The following is a 19,480-nucleotide window of genomic DNA, read 5'->3' as shown; positions in this document are numbered from 1 at the left end:
ATCAGCTCCCACAGGAGAGCCCAATGGAAAGCTTGCAACAGACGCTACGGATACTGATACCGATTCGCCGCCAGCGTTTTAATCGTGCGCAACGCCTGCAACGTCAGCAGCAAACTCAGCTGGCCGAGGCCGAGGCACAGCAGCAGGCTGAAGAGCGGAGGTTAACGCAGAATCAGCTGCACTATCAGCGTCAACGCGAACGCTTACAGCAGCAATCGTGCCGGGAAAAACTTACTGCTCAGGTCAACACTGAGCGGACCGCCTTACAGGCAGTTGGTCAGCAGCAGCAGCGGTGTCAACAGGCAGAGCATGCCTGCGGACACGCGGCTTCTGCGCTGGCGCAAGCATCACAATATGCACGTGAACAACAAAAAGCCCTGGAAAAACTGGAATATTTATCTGAACACCTGGAGGATGTGTGAGAAATACACCAAGGTATCCTGACCGGTTACCGTCCCCTCAACGTAAGGCTCAACCTGATGAGCACTATCGTAAGCAAGTACTTGCCCCTTATCTGCGCCAGCAGGAGAGCACAGCGTCGCTGATGGCGCCGGACTCACTGTTTTTTGCCAATACCACGGCGTATATGCCAAACAATGATCCGCCCACGGATGCGGCGCCTCCACCAGACTGGCATAGCCTTCATCAGGCGCTGCATGAACAGATAGCCAGCCATTCAGACGAAGACTGTGCTTTTACGCTTATGCTGCCGGAAGCGGGTGAAGTCGACGTCATGCTCACCCGGGGCCAACCAGTTGGTTGGGATATTGCGCTGCGTTTTTCGCCTCGTGTCTGGCAACACTGGCATCGTCGTGAAATACAATGTCGCCGTCAATTGAGTCTGTCTCTAGCCGCACCGGTGCGTCTGAAAATTGAACAGGGCTACACCTGATGCGTCAGATAAGGCCTCTAAACTTCCCCCATTTCAGCCACGCCAGTGCACGGTCGCAAAATCAGCTGACGAGCGGCTATTGCTTCCCTTTCACCTTAGGTGATGAAACTGGGACTCTCTCTCTCCTGAACGGTAACGCCTCCTCTTCGACCACGCTGACCCACTGGTGTTGTGGGCTAGGAAACTTTTCGTTGGGTGATGCAATGCCGCTACTCAATATGCTGTCGCTGTCGCCCCTGACCGCGCTGTCACCTGACGATGAGTGGCAGTCAATATTATTTAATCATTACCTGAGCCCGGAACTGGCGAGCCTGTTTGGCGAAATAAAACTCTGTAATACCCCGGAGCGGCATGCGTTACGCGCAAGACTCTCTGTCAGGCTGGGGGATCGCCATACGGAATGCTCACTGCAGCTCAGCCACGTAAGCCTGTCATACTGGCTAAAGCAACCGGGCTGGCAACCCCGTCGGTACGCGCTACCCCACTCGCTGACTTACAGCCAGCCGTTAGTGCTGGGCCGCATCACGCTGCATACGCCGCAGTTACAGGCGCTGCGAGTAGGCGATGTGCTGATTCCCCCGGTTAACTATTTTACGCCGGACGGTCAGGGCAGTCTGATCCTTGCAGGACAGCAGCTCTGGGGAACATTGCAGTTGCCGCACCACTTCGTGCTTAACCATATGGAGAGTACCGCTTTGAATCCTTATGATGCTGATGAAACTAATCCTGTATCCCTATCCGAACCGCTTCAATCCGAAGATAGTCCACACATCGCGCTGCTGCCGCTGTCACTGGAGGTGCGTTGTGGTCGCACCCGGCTGACGTTAGGGGAACTGCAACAGCTGCAGCTGGGTCGCATATTGACGCTGGATAACATGACGCCCGGCGAAGCCGGCTTATACCACGGCGACACCTTGATTGCTCGGGGTGAACTGGTGGATGTGGAGGGACAGCTTGGATTACAGCTCACCCAGTTGTTGTTGACATTAAAGCAGGTGGCTGAATGAGTACCGAACAATTTGACCCGATGACGTTTGCGCTGTTTCTTGGGGCCCTGTCACTGATTCCAATATTGATGATCGTCTGCACCTGTTTTTTAAAAATCTCTATGGTGCTGTTGATCACGCGCAATGCCATTGGAGTACAACAGGTTCCACCCAACATGGCTCTCTACGGCATTGCGCTGGCGGCAACACTTTTTGTGATGGCACCGGTGTTTAACCAGATGCAGCAGCAGTTCAGCCAGGCCCCCGCCGATTTGTCCAATATGGATAACCTGAAAACCAGTATCACCAATGGGGTCGCGCCGTTACAAAAATTTATGACTCACAACACCGATCCCGACATTCTAATCCATTTACAAGAGAACAGCGGAAAAATGTGGCCGAAGCCGATGTCAGACGACGTCAGCAAAGATAATCTGCTGCTGGTGATCCCGGCCTTCGTCCTGTCAGAATTACAGGCTGGGTTCAAAATCGGTTTTTTAATTTATATCCCGTTTATCGTTATCGATCTCATTGTCTCGAATGTACTCCTGGCGCTGGGTATGCAGATGGTGGCCCCAATGACGCTTTCCTTGCCTTTAAAGATGCTGCTCTTTGTGCTGATTAATGGCTGGACCCGCCTGCTGGATGGTCTGTTTTACAGTTATCTTTAAGGCGCAAGCATGGAAATAATGAATTTGTTTAAGCAGGCGATGTTGCTCGTGGTTCTGCTCTCAGCACCACCTTTGCTGGTCGCGGTGATTGTCGGGGTGTTAGTGTCTCTGCTGCAGGCGGTAATGCAGCTTCAGGATCAGACGCTGCCGTTCGCGATTAAACTTGTCGCAGTGGGTATCGCACTGGCGCTGAGTGGACGCTGGATTGGCGTTGAGCTGCTTGAGCTGGCCCAGCAGGCTTTCGCCATGATCCCTCAAACCGGAGCTTAGCGATGGCAATCGACATCATCCACACTCTCTATCAGTACCTGTTCGCCCTGACGCTGAGTGCTGCACGTCTTTATCCCTGTTTGATCCTGGTACCGGTATTTTCATTTAATATTCTTCAGGGCATGGTACGAACCGGGGTCGTGTTGGCGCTGGCAATAGTACCGACGCTGGGTTTACAGGCACAGTTGGCGCTACAGATGCCAGACTGGCCGCAGCTAATTGCGCTGATACTGAAGGAGGTAGTGATTGGGATCCTGCTGGGAATAGTCATGAGCATGCCGTTCTGGCTGTTTCAGTCCGTGGGCGCGCTGTTCGATAACCAGCGTGGCGCCTTAATTGGTGGTCAGTTGAATCCGGCTCTGGGAAGCGATGTGACCCCGCTGGGTCTTCTTCTGCAACAGACACTTATCCTGCTGCTTATGCTTAGCCTTGGTTTAAGCGGCGTCACGCAGATTATCTGGGACAGCTATCGTATCTGGCCAGTCATGCAGTGGTTGCCGTTGCCGCATCAACAGGGATTTGAGCAATATCTTGCCCTGCTGACCGACACTTTCAGTCATATCATTATTTACGCCGGGCCGCTGGTGGCACTGCTGCTGATGATGGATTTCAGTATTGCTATCCTCAGCCTCTACAGCCCTCAGCTTCAGGCATTTGTTCTGTCTGTTCCGGCAAAATGTCTTCTCGGCCTCCTGTTTTTTGTGCTTTATATCCCCACGCTGAGTGCCTTGGGTGAAGAACGTTTAGGCCTGTTGCGCGATCTAAATAAGCTAATGCCACTTTTGCTGGGAGGACACTAGCATGTCCGAAAAAACCGAAAAACCCACGGAGAAAAAACTTCAGGATGCGCGCCGAAAAGGTCAGGTTCCGCAGAGCCAGGATGTACCCAAGCTACTGATTTGTGCCGGGGTGGTGGAAACCGTACTGGCACTGGACGATGTTGGCATGCAAAAGCTTCAGGCACTCATGATGTTGCCGCTTGCGCGCCTGAATCAGCCTTTTGAGCAGGCTCTGAACGAGGTGGCTGGTAGCGCGCTGCTGTTAGTCACGACATTTTTTGGTATTACGGTGGCGGTAGCAGCACTGCTGCGTATTATCGGTGGCTGGATCCAGTACGGGCCTCTTTTTGCGCCGGAAACACTTAAGCCTGACTTTAGCCGCCTTAACCCCATGAATCAGTTCAAACAGATGTTTTCGGTTAAAAAACTAACCGATATGCTGAACAACATCCTGAAAGCGGCGGCTATCTGTACCATTTTCTATCTGGTGCTCAATCCGGATCTCGATGCATTATCCCGTCTGGCGTATGGGGACCTTGATAGTTTCTGGCCAGCCGTGGAGGTCATGCTTACGCGCGTTTCACGTCAGACCCTGCTAACGCTTTTGATACTGACGCTGCTGGACTTTGGTCTGCAAAAATATTTTTTCCTTAAGCAGCAGCGCATGAGTCATCAGGATATCCGCGATGAGTATAAGCAGTCAGAGGGCGATCCGCATATGAAAGGTCATCGACATGCAGTCGCACAGGAGTTGCTGAATGCCCCTGCCCCTCCAGTGAAGCGAGAACCGCTTGAGAATGCCGATCTGCTACTAGTGAATCCCACCCATTATGCCGTAGCACTCTACTACCGCCCAGCGTTAACCCCATTACCCCGCATTGTCTGTAAAGGTGAAGACAATGAGGCAAAGACGTTGATTGCGCGGGCGCATAAGGCCAACATCCCGGTGATCCGCTTTGTATGGCTGGCGCGGACGCTTTATCAATCCGAGGAAGGCCAGTTAATACCAAGACATACGTTACAGGCAGTCGCGCAGGTTTACCGGGTGCTGCGTGAGCTTGATGATCAGGTTATTGAAGAGGTTATTAAACTGGAGGCAGATTAAGGGAACTTATACGGGGCACACACCACTTAAAACGCATCATGTGTTGGGTAGGTTGAAAGGCTGACGAGTACCCGACTGCCAAAATTAGTGTGCCAGGAAGATAGTCTGTGAAAATGATAATGACTGCCGCCCCTCATCCTGACGATGTGAGTGAAATTCGTAATAAACTGCGGGCTTATAATGCGCAGCATGTGGATCTGGAATTAATAAAAGAGATCGCACTGTTTATTAAAAACGATGAAGGCAACAAGGTTGCAGGATTGCTCGCGATTACCTGGGGAAACTGGATGCATATTCATTCTTTATGGGTCGATGAGACACTGCGCCGAACAGGGCATGGTTCAAGAATGCTGCAGGCCGCAGAACAGGAAGCGTTAGTCCGTGGCTGTCAGCGCGTTTGCGTCGACACTTTCAGTTTTCAGGCGCGGGAATTTTATGAAAAGCAGGGGTATCGACTGCAAATGACGCTAGAGCAGATTCCCCTTCATCATCGACAACACTATTTGGTTAAATATCTGGAACCTTCAGTTAGTGCGTTTTCGACAATAAATAATAAGGATTGATAGGAGCGTTATATTTAGCAAACACAAAGACCCTATACATGCCGTGGCGAATCAGCACCTGAGTGGGAGTAATGATGTCTGGAAAAAGAAAGTGGGTTATCACCAGCGCTCAGTGGCAGAAACGGCGATGTTCCGGCTCAAAACCCTGCTGGGCGTTCATCTGAGTCTGCGTGATTATGATGCTCAGGTGGGTGAGGCGATGGCGATGGTCAAAGCGCTGAACCGGATGACGTTGTTGGGCATGCCACACAGCATGAGGATCGCATAACAGGTGTAGCAGCGGGAGCCATCCTGTCGGATAACTCTGATTTATTCAACAAAGCCAATTTTTATCTATTTTGGAGTTAATAGTAATGATAGCACTGTACAGGTTTTTTTCTGATTTTTTAATTTATCTCATATTTTTCTCTTGGTTTCCATTTGTATCCATCCATCTCACCAAAAAATGGGGAGGAGAAACAGGAGAGTTACTTTCCTGCATTGCAGTATTAGGGGTTGTGATAAGTCTTTATACAGCACACTTATCCGATCGTTTCGATAAAAAAAAGTAATGAATGTGATATATTTAGTTAAAATCCTTTCGTCACTCCTCTTTATTATATCTTTTCTATATTCAATGCCTGTTCTGTATTTGTTGGCTTTCAGTCTGCTTTCATGGTCATTTACAGTTTACTTTTATTTGAGTAGGGCAATTATAAGTGATGTAATTGCCGCTAACAAATGGAAAGCCACTTTCTCTAATATACAAGTCATATTTAATTTAGCGTTCGTAGTAGGACCTATTTTAGGTGGGATGGTGGACGATAACGGCACTTTACATGCATTTATAATGATGTCAATCCTCCTCTTAAATATAGTAGCCCATAATGCAATTACTCCCAGTCTTGAGTCTAAAAAAAATAGGGGGGGATATAAAATCAGTGAATTTATTTATCCTTTAAAAGATTTGAGTTTGTCTATTTTTTTAATCGGAACTATTTTTGTTGCAATATCTTTTATGCAGCTTGATTTGCTATTACCAATAACTATCCAAGAAAGAATTAAAGTTAATGATTTAAATTTCCTAAATTTTCATGTTACTCCTTTATTGATATACACTTTATGTCTGGCAACTAATGGTCTGTTAACTATAACTTTTGCAAAGTCATTTTCTCGCTTGTCTGAAAAGTATACAATGAAATTTGCATTCGTTACTTCTGGGCTTTTTTATGGGGTAAGTATGCTCATCTTTGCTGTTGCTTCAAGGCCGTCAGGATTTTTTTTAGGGATTTTCATTCTCACGATAGGTGAGCTACTTGTGGTAAGCTTACATGATACATATGTTGCTACCATCAGTCCTGAAGGAATGCGTAGCAGCTATTTTTCTATCGCCAGTTCACGTTTTGCGTTAAGCCGTGTTGTAGCACCACAAATGATCATGATTGCAGCGAGCATCGGAAAAACATCAACTTTCATTCTTATCGGCATTATTGCTATGTGCAGCTCTCTTATTTTTAGTTATCTTTTTAGTATTCCAATCAAGAATAAAGAGTGGTAGTTTATTATTTGTAATAAAGATGATGCGCGCCGAAGTTTATTCAATACTGAAATGGCTTTGTTGAATAAATCAGAGTTATCCGACAGGATGGCTCCCGCTGCTACACCTGTTATGCGATCCTCATGCTGTGTGGCATGCCCAACAACGTCATCCGGTTCAGCGCTTTGACCATCGCCATCGCCTCACCCACCTGAGCATCATAATCACGCAGACTCAGATGAACGCCCAGCAGGGTTTTGAGCCGGAACATCGCCGTTTCTGCCACTGAGCGCTGGTGATAACCCACTTTCTTTTTCCAGACATCATTACTTCCACTCAGGTGCTGATTCGCCACGGCATGGTTACGTTCATGATACTTGCCCGCCCAGTATTGCGCTCCGCTTCGCGGCGGGATAAGGGGGCTGCTTTTTTTCCTCAGCAACGCATCATGGCAGTAACGTGTGTCGTAAGCGCCGTCTGCCGAGGCGACCCTGATTTCCCGGTGGGTCTGGTTCATCAGACCCGGCAGAGCCTGCGCATCCGTCGTGCCGCTGAGTGATAAATCGGCGCAGATAATCTCATGCGTCGCACTGTCTACGGCCAGATGAAGCCTGCGCCATACTCTGCGCCTGTCGGCCCCGTGCTGCCTGACTTTCCATTCACCTTCGCCGAAGACTTTCAGGCCTGTACTGTCGATAACGAGGTGCGAGATTTCACCACGGGTTGGCGTTTTTATGCTGATGTTGACGCTCTTCGCCCGTTTGCTGACCAGAGAGTAGTCCGGGCAGCGTAGCTGCAAAGTCATCAGCGTAAAAATCGAATCAACAAAGCCCTGCAATGCCCGGAGCGGCAGGCTGAGCACGCGCTTCATCATCAGGACCGTGGTGATAGCCATATCGGTGTAGTAACGCGGTCGTCCACGACCTTCAGGCTGTGCGCTGTCAGTCCATGCCGTAATGGCAGACTCATCAAGGCAGACCGTCAGCGAACCGCGCTGCCTGAGCACTTTGTTGTAGGATGACCAGTTGGTGATTTTAAACTTTTGCTTTGCCATGAGGAACCTGATGCTGAAACGTCTTTAATGATCAGAGCCGCCCATCTCCCGAAAGTTCGATTTATTCAACAAAGCCTGGCGCAGGCCATGAATCACGGTAATCTGACGATGTCCCAGACCAGCGATATTCCCTACCATGCTCTCAACGATTCCTACGAGCAATACCTACGTCTCTCCACTCTGAAGGCCGCATGTGACTGTATTGGCGACGGAATTAAGACGCTTCCAGTTTTCCCGTATTATTCACTGGAGTTGGGGGAACTGTATGGCGCTGTCGATGGGCAAAAATTCAGCGTCGAACGCCCGACGATCAAAGCCCGGGCATCAAAAAAATATTTTGGACTTGGGAAGGGCGTGGTGGCCTACACTCTGCTGTGCAACCATATTCCACTAAATGGTTATCTCATCGGCGCCCATGAGTATGAAGCACATCACGTTTTCGATATCTGCTACAGGAATACCAGCGGGATTGTACCAACGGCGATAACCGGTGACATGCACAGTATTAACCGGGCCAATTTTGCCATTCTTCACTGGTTTGGGCTGCGTTTCGAACCCCGCTTTACCTCAACAGAGGACATGCTGAAAGAGCTATACTGTGCGGGCGATCAGGAGCGTTATAAAAAATGTCTTATCCAGCCTTTAGGTCAAATAAATGAGCAAGTTATCATTGATGAAAACCACATCTGGACCAGATTGTCGCCACGCTGGGGATGAAAGAAATAACTCAGGGTGCCCTGATCCGAAAATTGTGTACCTATTCAGCGGAAAACTCGACAAGGCAGGCCCTGTTTGAATTTGATAAACTGATCCGCAGTCTTTACATCCTCCGGTATCTTCGTAACCCGCAGGTGACCAGAAACAGCCACCGGTCTCAAAATCGCATTGAATCCTGGCATCAGCTTCGTTCAGCAATCGCGCAGATTGGTGGTAAAAAAGAGCTGACCGGACAGAATGATATTGAACTGGAGATCAGTAATCAGTGCGGGCGGCTGCTCAGCATCATTATTATTTATTATAACTCAGCCCTGCTGTCACGGTTGCTGCAGAAGTATGAAGAGTTTGTAACACCCTGGGCCTTGCTCTTCTCAAACGAATGTCCCCCGTAGCCTGGCAGCATATTTTTCTGAATGGGCATTACACCTTTATCAGTGAAGGGAAAGAACTCGATCTGGACGCCATTATTGAGGGGCTGACGTTGTCATAAGCCGTATGGCAAGTCCGCAAAATTTTGGCGGCTTCCCGCTTACAACCCCTACATGTATTGACGCGCAATGATGATCGGCCTGACGCGCAATAAATGCACTTTCCCAAACCACATTCTGTGAGAATGAAATCCCGTTTCAAATCATTTTATCTGAGAATGAAATCACATTAGCTGATTCCGAACCACATTCCTGATTCGCCCGCGCACCCTCCCTGAGAATAAGCAAAGCACCAGAAAAACGGCCGGTTTTCTGATGGTTACAGATTGGCACAATTTCTACCTTAATTGCTGTAAGAAAACTCATTGTGGAAATCAACGCAAGATTGCCCTGTGCCATTTATCTTTTCTTTCTGGTTGTGTTGATGTTGTTTTTGATGCAAAATCACATCAAAATGTAAATCTCGTGAGGAATGATTATGAGAACGACAGTCACAATTGATGATGTGCTGTATGCGCAGGCGCTGGAAATGGCCGATCCCGGTATGGATAAGGCTGATATTTTCCGGGAGGCAGTGAAAACGTTTGTTCGGGTACAGGCAGCAAAAAGGCTTGCTTCGCTCGGTGGTTCATCGCCTGAAATGCAGATGAGCCCTCGCCGTCGCGAGGAGCCATCCGCATAATGACTATTTTGGTTGATACGTCTGTCTGGGTTGACCATTTCAGAAATCGAAATGACGGGTTGATTCAGTTGCTGAGTCGGGATCTGGTTCTGATTCACCCGATGATACTGGCAGAAATAGCCTGTGGAACCCCACCGGCTCCAAGACTGCGAACGCTTGGCGATCTGGGTCTGTTGCCACAGAGCCATCAGGCCAATATTACTGAAGTGATGGCATTTATTGAAAACGAAAAGCTGTACGGGCTTGGATGTGGACTGGTTGATCTTACGCTACTGGCCTCGACCCTGATAACACCAGGAGCGAGGCTCTGGACGCTGGATAAGCGACTTGAGGCGCTGGCTCAACGCCTTAATGCGAATTATCAGCCGATTCATTGACCGAATTTTAACCGCCGTGGAAACCACCAGAAAACAGTCCTATTTTTTGGTGGTCTGCTTATTCTCAGGGAGGATGCGTGAGCGTCTCACTAATGTGGTTCAGAATCAGCTAATGTGATTTCATTCTCAGATAAAATGATTTGAAACGGGATTTCATTCTCACAGAATGTGGTTTGGGAAAGTGCATTTATTGCGCGTCAGGCCGATCATCATTGCGCGTCACTACAATTAGGCAGAAAGCCAGCGTTAGACGATGTGCAAAAAGGTAAAGTCATTAATGCACTTTTAGCCGGCACGTCAGTATCGGCTGTTTCCAGGACACTGTTGCAAAGTTCGCGATGAGGTCCTTTTTTCTGATTGAAAGGCCTTACATGTCAGAGACCCTGCTCACCAGACGCATTTCGCCCAGGGGATCGCCGTAATAAAATGCTGAGGCCTGACCTTTGCGTAGTGCTCGCATCACCTCAATACCTTTAATTGTGGCGTAAGCCGTCTTCATGGATTTAAATCCCAGCGTGGCGCCGATTATCCTTTTCAGCTTGCCATCGTCGCATTCAATGACGTTATTACGGTACTTAATCTGGCGGTGTTCAACGTCAGGCGGACATCGACCTTCGCGTTTGAGCAACGCAAGCGCACGGCCATAGGTGGGCGCTTTATCCGTGTTGATGAATCGCGGGAACTGCCTCTTTTCACTTTGTTGAATATTTTACCCAGGAACCGGTAGGCGGCTTTGCTGTTACGCCGCGGTGAAAGGTAAAAATCGACAGTGCGGCCCCTGTTGTCAACGGCCCGGTAAAGATAAGCCCAGCGGCCATTGACCTTTACATAGGTTTCGTCAATGTGCCACGGGCAAAGATTCGGAAGGATTACGCCAGTACCAGCGTAATCGCTTCTCCATTTCAGGCGCATAACGCTGAACCCAGCGGTAAATCGTGGAATGATCGACATTCACGCCGCGTTCAGCCAGCATCTCCTGCAGTTCACGGTAGCTGATGCCGTATTTGCAGTACCAGCGAACTGCCCACAGGATGATGTCTCTCTGAAAATGCCGGCCTTTAAATGGGTTCATGTGCTGCTCCGTCAGCAAATGGGGGCGATAAGTTTATCACCATCGACTATTTGCAACAGTGCCATTTTGTGACGTACAGCAGGTTCCGTATCAGGTTATGTATAGGGAATGAATAAACATCCAGGATGGGGAAAACGTTGAATCAGCACGGGTGAGCCAGCCACAAAATCATTCCTGTCGAGGCTCGCAGAAAAGTGCTGTTTTAAAAATGAGTTTTGTTACGTTAAGCCCCCTGTTCTTTTATCATGCTTAAGGCTGGACAGCTTTGATAGCTCTGTTGCTTTGACCAGAACCGGCCCTGTCAGCTGCTGGCAATTAAAGGAAATGCTATTCGGGGAATTTCAGATTGAAATTTTCTTTCTTTATTCAAAAAAAACATAAGCTTAAAGCATTTTTTTTTGCGGGAATCCTCTTCTGAATTTCCCGCAACTGGCAGTAAGTCATGCGTCTTTTTCATTCACAACCATACGCGCAATGACGCTTCTGACAGCGGCATCAAGTTCAGCCTGACAGGCTGCAGAAAGGCGCGAGAATTCATAAGTAACTACCCGTTTATCTGAATCCGTTTTCTTTCTGGCAAACTGCTTTTTATCAGCAAATTCAGCCAGTTTTTCAGTCACGACTTTTTTGCCGGCCGATCCTTTTTTGGGCTCTGCGCTTTCAGCGCGAAAATAACTGACTATCTTTGTTTTATAGGTGGGATCAGCCCTGTCGTGATGCACGTCACTTTCGATACGAGCACGGACGCGGCCAGTTAACTCCTCCGTGCTGATGCCTCTCGCCCGGGCTCTCTCAGTCACCTCAAGCAGAATCTGATAGTCACTGATGGAGAGTTCACTGACCGAAGGAAACACTGCAATGATCTCTTCAGGAACTGCAGCCGCCTGAAACGCCCGGGTGACTTTAGCCGCAGAAAGACCTTCTGCGGCGGCAATATCTGACTGATTCATATCCGCAGGATACATCAGCTTTAATCGTTTACCGAGTTCACGCAGCGTGTGCTCTCTGGCAGTCTGAATGTCAGCGGCCAGCTGTCTGGCATCAGAAAGAGATAACGCATCACGCGTCACCAGCACTTCAAAGGCGGTCCCGTTGTAAAGGCAGGCCGCCCGACGGCGTGAACCATCAAGAATCTCTGTACGTCCGTCTACCTCCCGGCCAATAGCGGGAAAGAACTGCTGCAGTCTGATGGTACGGGAAATATCACTGACCGATTCCTGCGTCAGAAAGGCCTGATCACGACCATTAACGGCTGCGTCTACAAAAGTCTGTGCTTCAATATCATCATGCAGAAACTTTGTCAGAACAAAACGGGCCTGAGCGCCAGACTTCAGGGTGAACACCCGCTCGCTGTCAGACTCACTCATCATTTTCGAAAAACTTGAGTTACCCAGCTGCCGACCCAGTTTCACCATTTCTTTCTTCATTTCACACCCCTGATGAACTCAATCCTTTTAAATACAGCCTGAGTAAAGCGTTCTGCTTCCCGTTTGGCCTTTTTTAACGCCTCAGCACTGCCCGGATAAGAGCCGGGATCGGCGCTGATGATGGTATCAAAGCTCTCTCCACAACGTTCAAAGCCATCCAGCCGTGGCAGTGCCGCATCAAGAATGTAAGACGTGAACACATCGCGGGCCAGACCATGTGTCATCTCATGGTCACGTTTTGAGGTCATTTTCGACATAAAACCGATATTCCCTTTTATACGCGGCGCAATTCCCTCTTCCTCAAGCTGCTCAATCATTTCAGGCAGTCGGGTGAGATATTTCAGAGTTGAGTGAAAATCCACCTGTGCCGGCGGCGTGGGTGTGAGCAGTAAATCGCTTGCTGCGAGAGCATTCTGCATGAAGGCATCAAGGTGAGGACCGGTATCAATAAAGATAAAATCATAATCCCCGCCAACACGGTCAATGATAGTGCGGCGCAGAACCTCTGAGGGTAACTTGTCCGGCAGGTGTTCTCTGACAAGATCATTCCACTGACTGGCAATGAAACCATCGTCTATGGAAGCTGGGATTACATCCACACCAGGAATGATTGTGGGTTTGATAATGTCTTCACGGAGCTGCTCAGCGTCAAGATCGTTAAGCATTGCCTGTGCAGCCGTCTCCATTATGGAGCCAATGCTGTTTTGCTGGCTGAGAAACATGGTGCTGGAGGCCTGGGGATCAAGATCAACTACCAGAACACGAAGATCATGCTGCAGGAGGTCCTGATGAACACGTAAACCATGTGCAAGCGTCACCGTGCTCACGGTTTTCGACACGCCGCCCTTCAGATTCACAACAAAGATTACAAAAGGGCCCTCCCCTACGTGCAGATCACGGTATTTAGGCACCTTGCGGTGAGCGTAAATATCAACAACGTCTTTGATTGTCAGCGCATAGTGGCGGGTATTACCGGCATCTTTTCTGCCGAAGACATGTCCCTGCGCTTCCATTTCTTCGATCGCCTGCTCAACTGCACGCCGACTGAGTTTAGGCAGGTTCGCCACAGAGTTACGTGTGAATGTCTGGTAGTACTGATCCAGACCAAACTCATTTCTTCTGAGGGATATATCGTCGCTCATACTGCGCAACATTGCGCTGGCCCTGCGTGCAGTCTCGTCCACGCCACCATAATGACTTTTCATTTAACTGTCCCGTTGTCAATTTTTATGTTGATTGTACATATCAGAAACGTCAGAGCAATATTTTTCGAAAAGACATGAATTTATTGTACATGAGCAAAAAATATTGCTCACAGTATCACGTCTTCACTGGCAAAAGTGATGTCACTGTCAGTGAATGAATCACAGTCTCAGCATGAGAAATGCACTGAAATTCAGAAGGGTTTACCCCACACCTTAAAACACTCAAGCACCTGTTTTTATTTAGATTTATTATTTTATTTCAGGCTGAAATTCCCTCTACTTCAGCGATAATCAGCAATGTCTTTCAGTTACTCTGCAGGTGATGCCTGTACAGTTTCAGAAGTTTTAATGGTCATTCATGCATGCTTCAGTAAATTTGGCGGAGGCACAATTTTAATTAAAACTGAGTACAGTCATTTCAGCTAAGAAGATGAAAAACCTCCTTTACTCAACCTCTTAGACAATACACGTCTGCCATAGGAGACTTACAACCCAGAGCATCTACAGTTAAGCAACAGATGGTATGTGCTGGCGGAATAGGGTTGTCATGAAAGAGAATGTGCGCTGGCAGGATCTCATTTACCCAAAGGAAAATGTGTGCTGGCAGGTATTAGAAAGTACGGGACTTAAACATATGTGCTGGCGGTTCTGCTTACAGGCATTCCCTCTAAAAGCCGTCTATAACGGGCTATATAGAGCAACTGACTGAAAAGGTGGATGCCCATTTACTTTGCAGAAGCAAAGAGATGCAGGCTGACAGGCTATTTTCTTCTATTTGGATACAGAAATGTGTGCTGGAGGGATACGAGCTCAGGTAAAACTAAAAATGTGCCATGGCCGGTTAAGCCCGTCCGAAAGTCACGATCATGTGTGCTGGCGGGAAACTGAGCTTCAGGGACTTCAGAAAAGTGTGTGCTGGCAGGATAGGTTTTCCTGAATGACTCATAATTATGTGCGTTAGCGGGAGATTAATGTGTGCTGGAGGGAAGCAGCTGTTCTTAAAATACCCGATAGTGTGTGCTGACGGGCTGCTGTTCAGAGTCAGAGCCCTTAATATGTGTCCTGGCAGGTTTCCGGAACAATGCATTACCTGAGCATGTGCGCTGGCGGGATAGCATAATTGCTTTTCTGAAGTGGAGGGCTGTCTAAGGCCCCCTATAGCACACATTCAGATGTCAGCCGGTTTAAGTTTTGGATTACGCTTATGAATAATAACGAAATTTTCTCGCGCTTTACGAACCAGTGAGAATTCCAAGTAACCTATCTTTTGTAACTGCTCAAGCGCTTTTTTGATTGTGCGGTTTTGCTCGCTTACAGAACTGCTGAGAGAGAGACGTTCACGTAAACGTGAAAAGCTTACCGGAATAGGATTGGCTGGAAGGCTTTCAATGAAAGTGTAAATAGCCTGAGCCGCTTCCTTCTTGGGTAGTGCTTTGATTGCATGTTGCTGAAGAAGGACTCTGTAGTCCAGCTGAAACAGTTCCCAGAGTTTTTCATCCGCTTCAAGCTGGACGATATCTTTTTCAGCATCAAAGTAGCCTGTTTTCAAAAGCCCTGTCTGATAACTTCCCTTAGCATCACGTCCACGTTTGAAAGAGATTGATTTATTACGTAATTTCCCCAAAGACTCATGGATCGAAAGGCGCAGCCTGCCGTCTATACGTTTAGCAGAAAAGCCACACCCTTTAGCAAACTCAGTGAATTTCAGTTCAATTTTATTCGATGTCAGTCCGTGTCGGCTGAAAGCATAGATAACTCCTATCCACACTTTGAAGTCACTATCCATATCGAGTCGCGGACCTGAAATATTGATATGATCGTAACCTTCAGCCCGGGCAATCTCCAGCTGTGAAAACAATTCCGAAGCATCAACAATATTGTTTTCACCCTGTGATTTTGTGGGTTTAGGCACGAAAACACCAAGGCGCATAAGTGCCACTGGCTGAACAGTATTGTTAGAATTAACTGTGAGCTGTTTTTCTTTACTGACCATGTCACTATAAAGTGCATCGCCAATGAATGACTTATCTGTCATATAGTTATCTCAACTCTGCGTAACAGGATCTTCCTGTTACTAAAAATGGCTTATATCCCAACAGCACACACACTATATCCCAACAGCACACATTACCAGCCCACCAGCACACACGATTTTCCCGTCAGAACACATGTTTATCCCGCCACCACACATCATAAAAGTGCTTCAGGCCTTATGTGGCAGGGCCTAAGAGACAGCGGGATCTTTTAGGAACTATAAGGATCTAAATTGGTAAGTTATTGGATCGAGCCTGTGCAAATGTGGATAAACGATCTTCTTTGCTAACGCGCCTGCGGCTTGTTCAACTGGCGGCGCGCACACAAAGAATTTGTGTGTGCGCCGCCAGTTACCGGTAAAATCTTGCAGCTGCTCCATACAGTCTCTCATTTAACGAATTTCCATACGTGTGCCGGAACGCGATCAAACAACTTTCCCACCGTCAATTCAGCCTTACGATGATCGTATGCTGAGTTAATTGCGAACTCTTCTTTCGAGTCACCTTTGTATTTCAGGTGCTCATATACAGTCTCCAGCGTATCAATCGAACGACAACGTCTGAATCGCATCAACCAATCTGTTTTTGTCATTTCTTCCTTATGTCAGCTCTGAACTACAGGCGGGCTTTTACAGGACTGCATAGTTCTGGTACTCATCATATATTTTATACGCTCAGGTGCAGATTCCTGCGACGGGTCCCTGTATGAATTTACCAGTGTGCTTTTAGCAGAATCGCTTGAAAATCGATCACTACGTGTAGCGGCTTGCAATCGAAAACGACCGTGCTCGCAATCAGCACACTTTTCGGCTCAGATTAACTGCGACTGACGCAGCCCTCTGGCTCACATTAGTTGCGAGCGAGCTTGCATTCAACTGCGTCTGCTTGCATTACATCGCTGGCAACTCACATTAGCTGCGAGTGAAAATGAGCGGGGCAGATCGGCAAATCCGCCGCGAGCATTTCGTCGCGCAGTGTGTCCATGTCAGTGGTGTGCTTCCCACTCGACGCATTCGCCGGTTTTGAGTCTGTCTTTGGAACCCAAGAGCCCTTGCGACCACACATAGGATCCGATTAATTCATCCGGGACACCTGATAGCGCTATGAATCCTCTACAATCTATTCAACACAACATTACAACTCCCCCAATCAGTGGCGGTCAGCCATTAGACGCGGTGGGCCCTCAGGCCCAGCAATCCCATCCTGAAAGTATTTCACTTTCTCAATTGAGCGACAGCGCTCACCAAGCTCTCAACGCTCTAGCAAGCTCCTCAGCTAGTGCCGAACACCAAAGCATTGCATCATTGGTACTCAACGCTCTGCTGGATGGCACACTTCAATTTCAACCCAGTAACGACATGCAAGTAATCTATCAAGCGCCAATCTGTCTGCCAGATGATACCGATACCGTAAGAGCCGACCACTTGATTAATAACGAGCTGACGGTTCAGGCCCGATTAAATGATCAATCGAAGTACGACATCGTCTGCGTCAGCGCACATTTGCATGGCTCTTCGAAAGCCATATCCTTCGACGTACCCAGCCCCCCGCCCGCACATGGTTCAGCATCTTCTGTCTTGAGTGAACGGACCCATCTAGGTATGAGTCGCGTTCTCTCACAAGATGCAGTAGACAGCAGTAGCCTGGAAACTCCGTTACTGAGCTCGCCAGACCATTCTCGTCCGCCATCACAGCCAAAGCCCGTGCATGTCGGGTCGGTCCGCTGGAACTCAGGCAGCCTTGTTTCCGATAACCCGGTAGTGCAGGCCCTGCTATCGTTCGCGCGGGGCGACAAGGCATTTCCACGACATCTCGCACGCATTACTGACAAAGCCCAGCTGCAAATGCGGCCATGTCGGGATATTGAGCAAGAACTTGAGAAATTCAAAGGTGCCTTCACGGTGGAGAAGGCGCAACTGATGTCCGGTGCCAACTCCTCGGAGCGGGTAGATGAGGACGTCAACGCAGACATCCATATCCCCTTATTGCTCAAGGCTATTGAGCGGGGGGTTGCGGCATTTGGCCCAGGCGCATTGATTGAGGAGGCGGATGGCGGCCGGATAAGTGCGAAAGCGTTTCTCTCCTCATTGGCTCCCACGATCACGTCCAATGACAATTTCCTCTCAGCGTTCGTCACCGAGAAGCTCAATAGGGACGAAGATCTCCGGGTTCGCCTAGGCGCGCAGGAATTGTTGCATGTAGCCACCAAGAAGGAGTTCCAGCTCGGCGGTCTAGCCGGCAGCATCGGGGTCAGCAGCATACTCGGCTCGGCATGGGAGCTTGGCGCTTCTGAGCTGTTGAAAAATGCCATCTTCGGCAAAAATTTCTCACCGAGCCAATATGCCCTGCAATTGGCTGGAATCGATTCAGTGCCTCCTTTGATTATCGAGTCCATGGACACCATGTGCGTACTTGCCATCATCAAGGGCATGAAAGGTGAGGAGTGGTCCATGAGCGATCTACTTCCCAAGGCGTTGAAGGCCGGTGCCATTTCCTCGGTGGTGTCATTCCCCAATAATGTTTTGCAGTATGCAGGTTTCAAATCCAGAGTCGGCGATCTTGCGGCAAACTCAGTGACAACTGAAGGGGCCATCTTTGGCGCCGCCTCCGGTATTCCACCCGAGGTAAAGGAAAGTGAAGAGCTGATGCGTGCTGGCTTATTCCAGAGCATGAAGGACGGCGTGATGGCTCATCCAGGCGAGGGGGTGGACACCAAAAAGACGATTGAGCGGATGACGCGCCATGCGCTGGATATCGCTCCGGGCGAAAGCACCGCTGTCAAGTCCATGGGGCTGGCATCGATTGTCGGGATGATTCCACTGATTGCCAGCAACAAGGCAACCGGGCTGCTGTCGGAACAAATACTGCGTATTTTCCGGAGCGCCGTCTTCAATCCAATCGAAGCCATCGCTCTGAACGCGTTGGCGCTTGGCGGGCGTGTCAACGTTCCCGGGCTATTTGATTCCGACAATGCCAAGCATGCACGCGTGGTACAAACCATCCTTGCGCGGGCCAGCCAGCACATGGAAGCTGGAAACCGTGACATTTCCGCAGAGGAGCTACATCAAATGCTGGCTCCCCGGAGCGAGTTCCTGCGCCATGTGGGATCTGCGATTGTCAACGGCATGAATGCCAGCTTTGAGGCAATTCCCGCGCTGGTTCGGAAGCTTGGATACGGTCAGGCTCCATTGGCCGAACGTATTCCGTATCAAGACCTGGCTATGCCCGACATGCTGCGTCAGCCCGAACCCTGAATCATAGTCGACGCGATCTACAGGACTTCAAGAGCAGCAGTCAGGCGGGTAGCATGGTTTTTCACCGTGCTACCCTAGCCATCGCGGATGGTCCCACATTTGTCGGCACTACGGGTCAATCTGGGGCTACCGTCGACTGGACAAGCGCAGATTTGGCTAAAGCGGACATCAATAACTTTGCTTTCTCTGGATGCGTCACATCATCTGGACCTACTTGCTCTACAACACCAAATCCTTCTGTGTGTATAGCTTTTGGTTTAAATAGCAGTTTTGCCGCCCCTGGCACTGAGGCCAGTAATGTCAGAGGATCATACAGGTTTAGCTTCGTCACCTTAGGCCAGATATCTTCAAACGAACTCTCTTTATTTTTATCCAGTTGTGCTGCTTCAATCTGTGCATTCGGCATGAACGTCCGAAAGAACCATGAGTCATCCAACCCGGGAAGCAAT

At 48.9% G+C, this 19,480-nt stretch carries 18 protein-coding genes and 4 pseudogenes; 14 read left to right on the top strand and 8 right to left on the bottom strand.

What is annotated here, in order from left to right:
* Positions 1–23: 23 nt before the first annotated feature.
* From FOV68_RS23075 to FOV68_RS23030, 10 genes and pseudogenes are all read left to right on the top strand, one after another.
* On the top strand, positions 24–422 hold the full coding sequence (locus tag FOV68_RS23075) for a type III secretion system protein (RefSeq protein ID WP_255473754.1): 399 nt from the start codon (positions 24–26) through the stop codon (positions 420–422).
* Positions 419–892 carry a type III secretion system HrpP C-terminal domain-containing protein gene (locus tag FOV68_RS23070; protein WP_143991664.1) on the top strand — a complete coding sequence of 158 codons (474 nt, stop codon included), beginning with the start codon at positions 419–421 and terminating at the stop codon, positions 890–892. The genes FOV68_RS23075 and FOV68_RS23070 overlap by 4 nt, the downstream gene beginning before the upstream one ends.
* On the top strand, positions 892–1,899 hold the full coding sequence (locus tag FOV68_RS23065; protein WP_143991663.1) for a FliM/FliN family flagellar motor switch protein: 1,008 nt from the start codon (positions 892–894) through the stop codon (positions 1,897–1,899). Before FOV68_RS23070 ends, FOV68_RS23065 begins: the two co-directional genes overlap by 1 nt.
* Complete coding sequence (sctR, locus tag FOV68_RS23060; RefSeq protein ID WP_143991662.1) at positions 1,896–2,549, top strand: type III secretion system export apparatus subunit SctR; 654 nt, start codon at positions 1,896–1,898, stop codon at positions 2,547–2,549. Before FOV68_RS23065 ends, sctR begins: the two co-directional genes overlap by 4 nt.
* 9 nt (positions 2,550–2,558) lie before the next feature.
* Entirely contained in the window at positions 2,559–2,819 is a 261-nt protein-coding gene (gene sctS, locus FOV68_RS23055; RefSeq protein WP_064690662.1) for a type III secretion system export apparatus subunit SctS, read from the top strand.
* 2 nt (positions 2,820–2,821) lie between these two features.
* Entirely contained in the window at positions 2,822–3,619 is a 798-nt protein-coding gene (sctT, locus tag FOV68_RS23050) for a type III secretion system export apparatus subunit SctT (RefSeq protein WP_143991661.1), read from the top strand.
* Position 3,620: 1 nt separating this feature from the next.
* On the top strand, positions 3,621–4,703 hold the full coding sequence (gene sctU, locus FOV68_RS23045) for a type III secretion system export apparatus subunit SctU (protein WP_143991660.1): 1,083 nt from the start codon (positions 3,621–3,623) through the stop codon (positions 4,701–4,703).
* Between the two features lie 107 nt (positions 4,704–4,810).
* Complete coding sequence (locus tag FOV68_RS23040) at positions 4,811–5,266, top strand: GNAT family N-acetyltransferase (RefSeq protein WP_143991659.1); 456 nt, start codon at positions 4,811–4,813, stop codon at positions 5,264–5,266.
* Between the two features lie 37 nt (positions 5,267–5,303).
* Positions 5,304–5,534: pseudogene (locus tag FOV68_RS23035) on the top strand (IS5/IS1182 family transposase); the annotation flags it as partial.
* 282 nt (positions 5,535–5,816) lie between these two features.
* Positions 5,817–6,803, top strand: a complete 987-nt coding sequence (locus FOV68_RS23030; protein ID WP_370513304.1) for an MFS transporter — start codon at positions 5,817–5,819, stop codon at positions 6,801–6,803.
* 109 nt (positions 6,804–6,912) lie between these two features.
* Here the strand turns inward: FOV68_RS23030 and FOV68_RS23025 are convergent, their stop codons facing one another.
* The gene (locus FOV68_RS23025; protein ID WP_143991657.1) at positions 6,913–7,836 is read right to left on the bottom strand and encodes an IS5 family transposase; all 924 of its coding nucleotides are present in this window, start codon (positions 7,834–7,836) and stop codon (positions 6,913–6,915) included.
* 75 nt (positions 7,837–7,911) lie between these two features.
* On the opposite strand from FOV68_RS23025, the pseudogene FOV68_RS23020 reads away from it, so the two are divergent.
* Positions 7,912–9,043, top strand: a pseudogene (locus FOV68_RS23020) (Tn3 family transposase); the annotation flags it as partial.
* A 136-nt stretch (positions 9,044–9,179) separates the two neighbouring features.
* On the opposite strand, the gene FOV68_RS23015 reads toward FOV68_RS23020, so the two are convergent.
* The gene (locus tag FOV68_RS23015) at positions 9,180–9,380 is read right to left on the bottom strand and encodes a hypothetical protein (protein ID WP_143991656.1); all 201 of its coding nucleotides are present in this window, start codon (positions 9,378–9,380) and stop codon (positions 9,180–9,182) included.
* Between the two features lie 79 nt (positions 9,381–9,459).
* On the opposite strand from FOV68_RS23015, the gene FOV68_RS23010 reads away from it, so the two are divergent.
* Positions 9,460–9,663 (top strand): type II toxin-antitoxin system VapB family antitoxin, encoded by a 204-nt coding sequence (locus FOV68_RS23010; protein WP_143991655.1) that lies wholly within the window; start codon positions 9,460–9,462, stop codon positions 9,661–9,663.
* On the top strand, positions 9,663–10,040 hold the full coding sequence (locus tag FOV68_RS23005) for a type II toxin-antitoxin system VapC family toxin (RefSeq protein ID WP_143991654.1): 378 nt from the start codon (positions 9,663–9,665) through the stop codon (positions 10,038–10,040). The genes FOV68_RS23010 and FOV68_RS23005 overlap by 1 nt, the downstream gene beginning before the upstream one ends.
* A gap of 367 nt (positions 10,041–10,407) precedes the next feature.
* Here the strand turns inward: FOV68_RS23005 and FOV68_RS22995 are convergent.
* The 5 genes and pseudogenes from FOV68_RS22995 to hha form a co-directional block, all read right to left on the bottom strand.
* Positions 10,408–11,112 (bottom strand): annotated as a pseudogene (locus tag FOV68_RS22995) (IS6 family transposase).
* A 440-nt stretch (positions 11,113–11,552) separates the two neighbouring features.
* Positions 11,553–12,539 (bottom strand): ParB family protein, encoded by a 987-nt coding sequence (locus FOV68_RS22990; protein WP_143991653.1) that lies wholly within the window; start codon positions 12,537–12,539, stop codon positions 11,553–11,555.
* Positions 12,536–13,744, bottom strand: coding sequence for an AAA family ATPase (locus FOV68_RS22985; RefSeq protein WP_143991652.1), 1,209 nt, complete (start codon positions 13,742–13,744; stop codon positions 12,536–12,538). Before FOV68_RS22985 ends, FOV68_RS22990 begins: the two co-directional genes overlap by 4 nt.
* A gap of 1,168 nt (positions 13,745–14,912) precedes the next feature.
* The gene (locus FOV68_RS22980) at positions 14,913–15,779 is read right to left on the bottom strand and encodes a RepB family plasmid replication initiator protein (RefSeq protein WP_010260494.1); all 867 of its coding nucleotides are present in this window, start codon (positions 15,777–15,779) and stop codon (positions 14,913–14,915) included.
* 386 nt (positions 15,780–16,165) lie between these two features.
* Complete coding sequence (gene hha, locus FOV68_RS22975; RefSeq protein WP_143991651.1) at positions 16,166–16,369, bottom strand: hemolysin expression modulator Hha; 204 nt, start codon at positions 16,367–16,369, stop codon at positions 16,166–16,168.
* A 511-nt stretch (positions 16,370–16,880) separates the two neighbouring features.
* Between hha and xopB the strand changes: the two genes are divergently transcribed.
* The gene (gene xopB / locus FOV68_RS22970) at positions 16,881–19,031 is read left to right on the top strand and encodes a XopB/HopD1 family type III secretion system effector (RefSeq protein ID WP_143991650.1); all 2,151 of its coding nucleotides are present in this window, start codon (positions 16,881–16,883) and stop codon (positions 19,029–19,031) included.
* A gap of 115 nt (positions 19,032–19,146) precedes the next feature.
* Here xopB and hopQ1-1 read toward each other — a convergent pair.
* Positions 19,147–19,480: pseudogene (gene hopQ1-1, locus FOV68_RS22965) on the bottom strand (type III secretion system effector HopQ1-1); the annotation flags it as partial.

Origin of the sequence: Pantoea sp. paga (genome assembly GCF_007558755.1) — a bacterium.
Classification (GTDB): domain Bacteria; phylum Pseudomonadota; class Gammaproteobacteria; order Enterobacterales; family Enterobacteriaceae; genus Pantoea; species Pantoea agglomerans.
The sequence above is the reverse complement of the archived record's forward strand: the minus strand, read 5'-3'. Positions and strand labels throughout refer to the sequence as shown.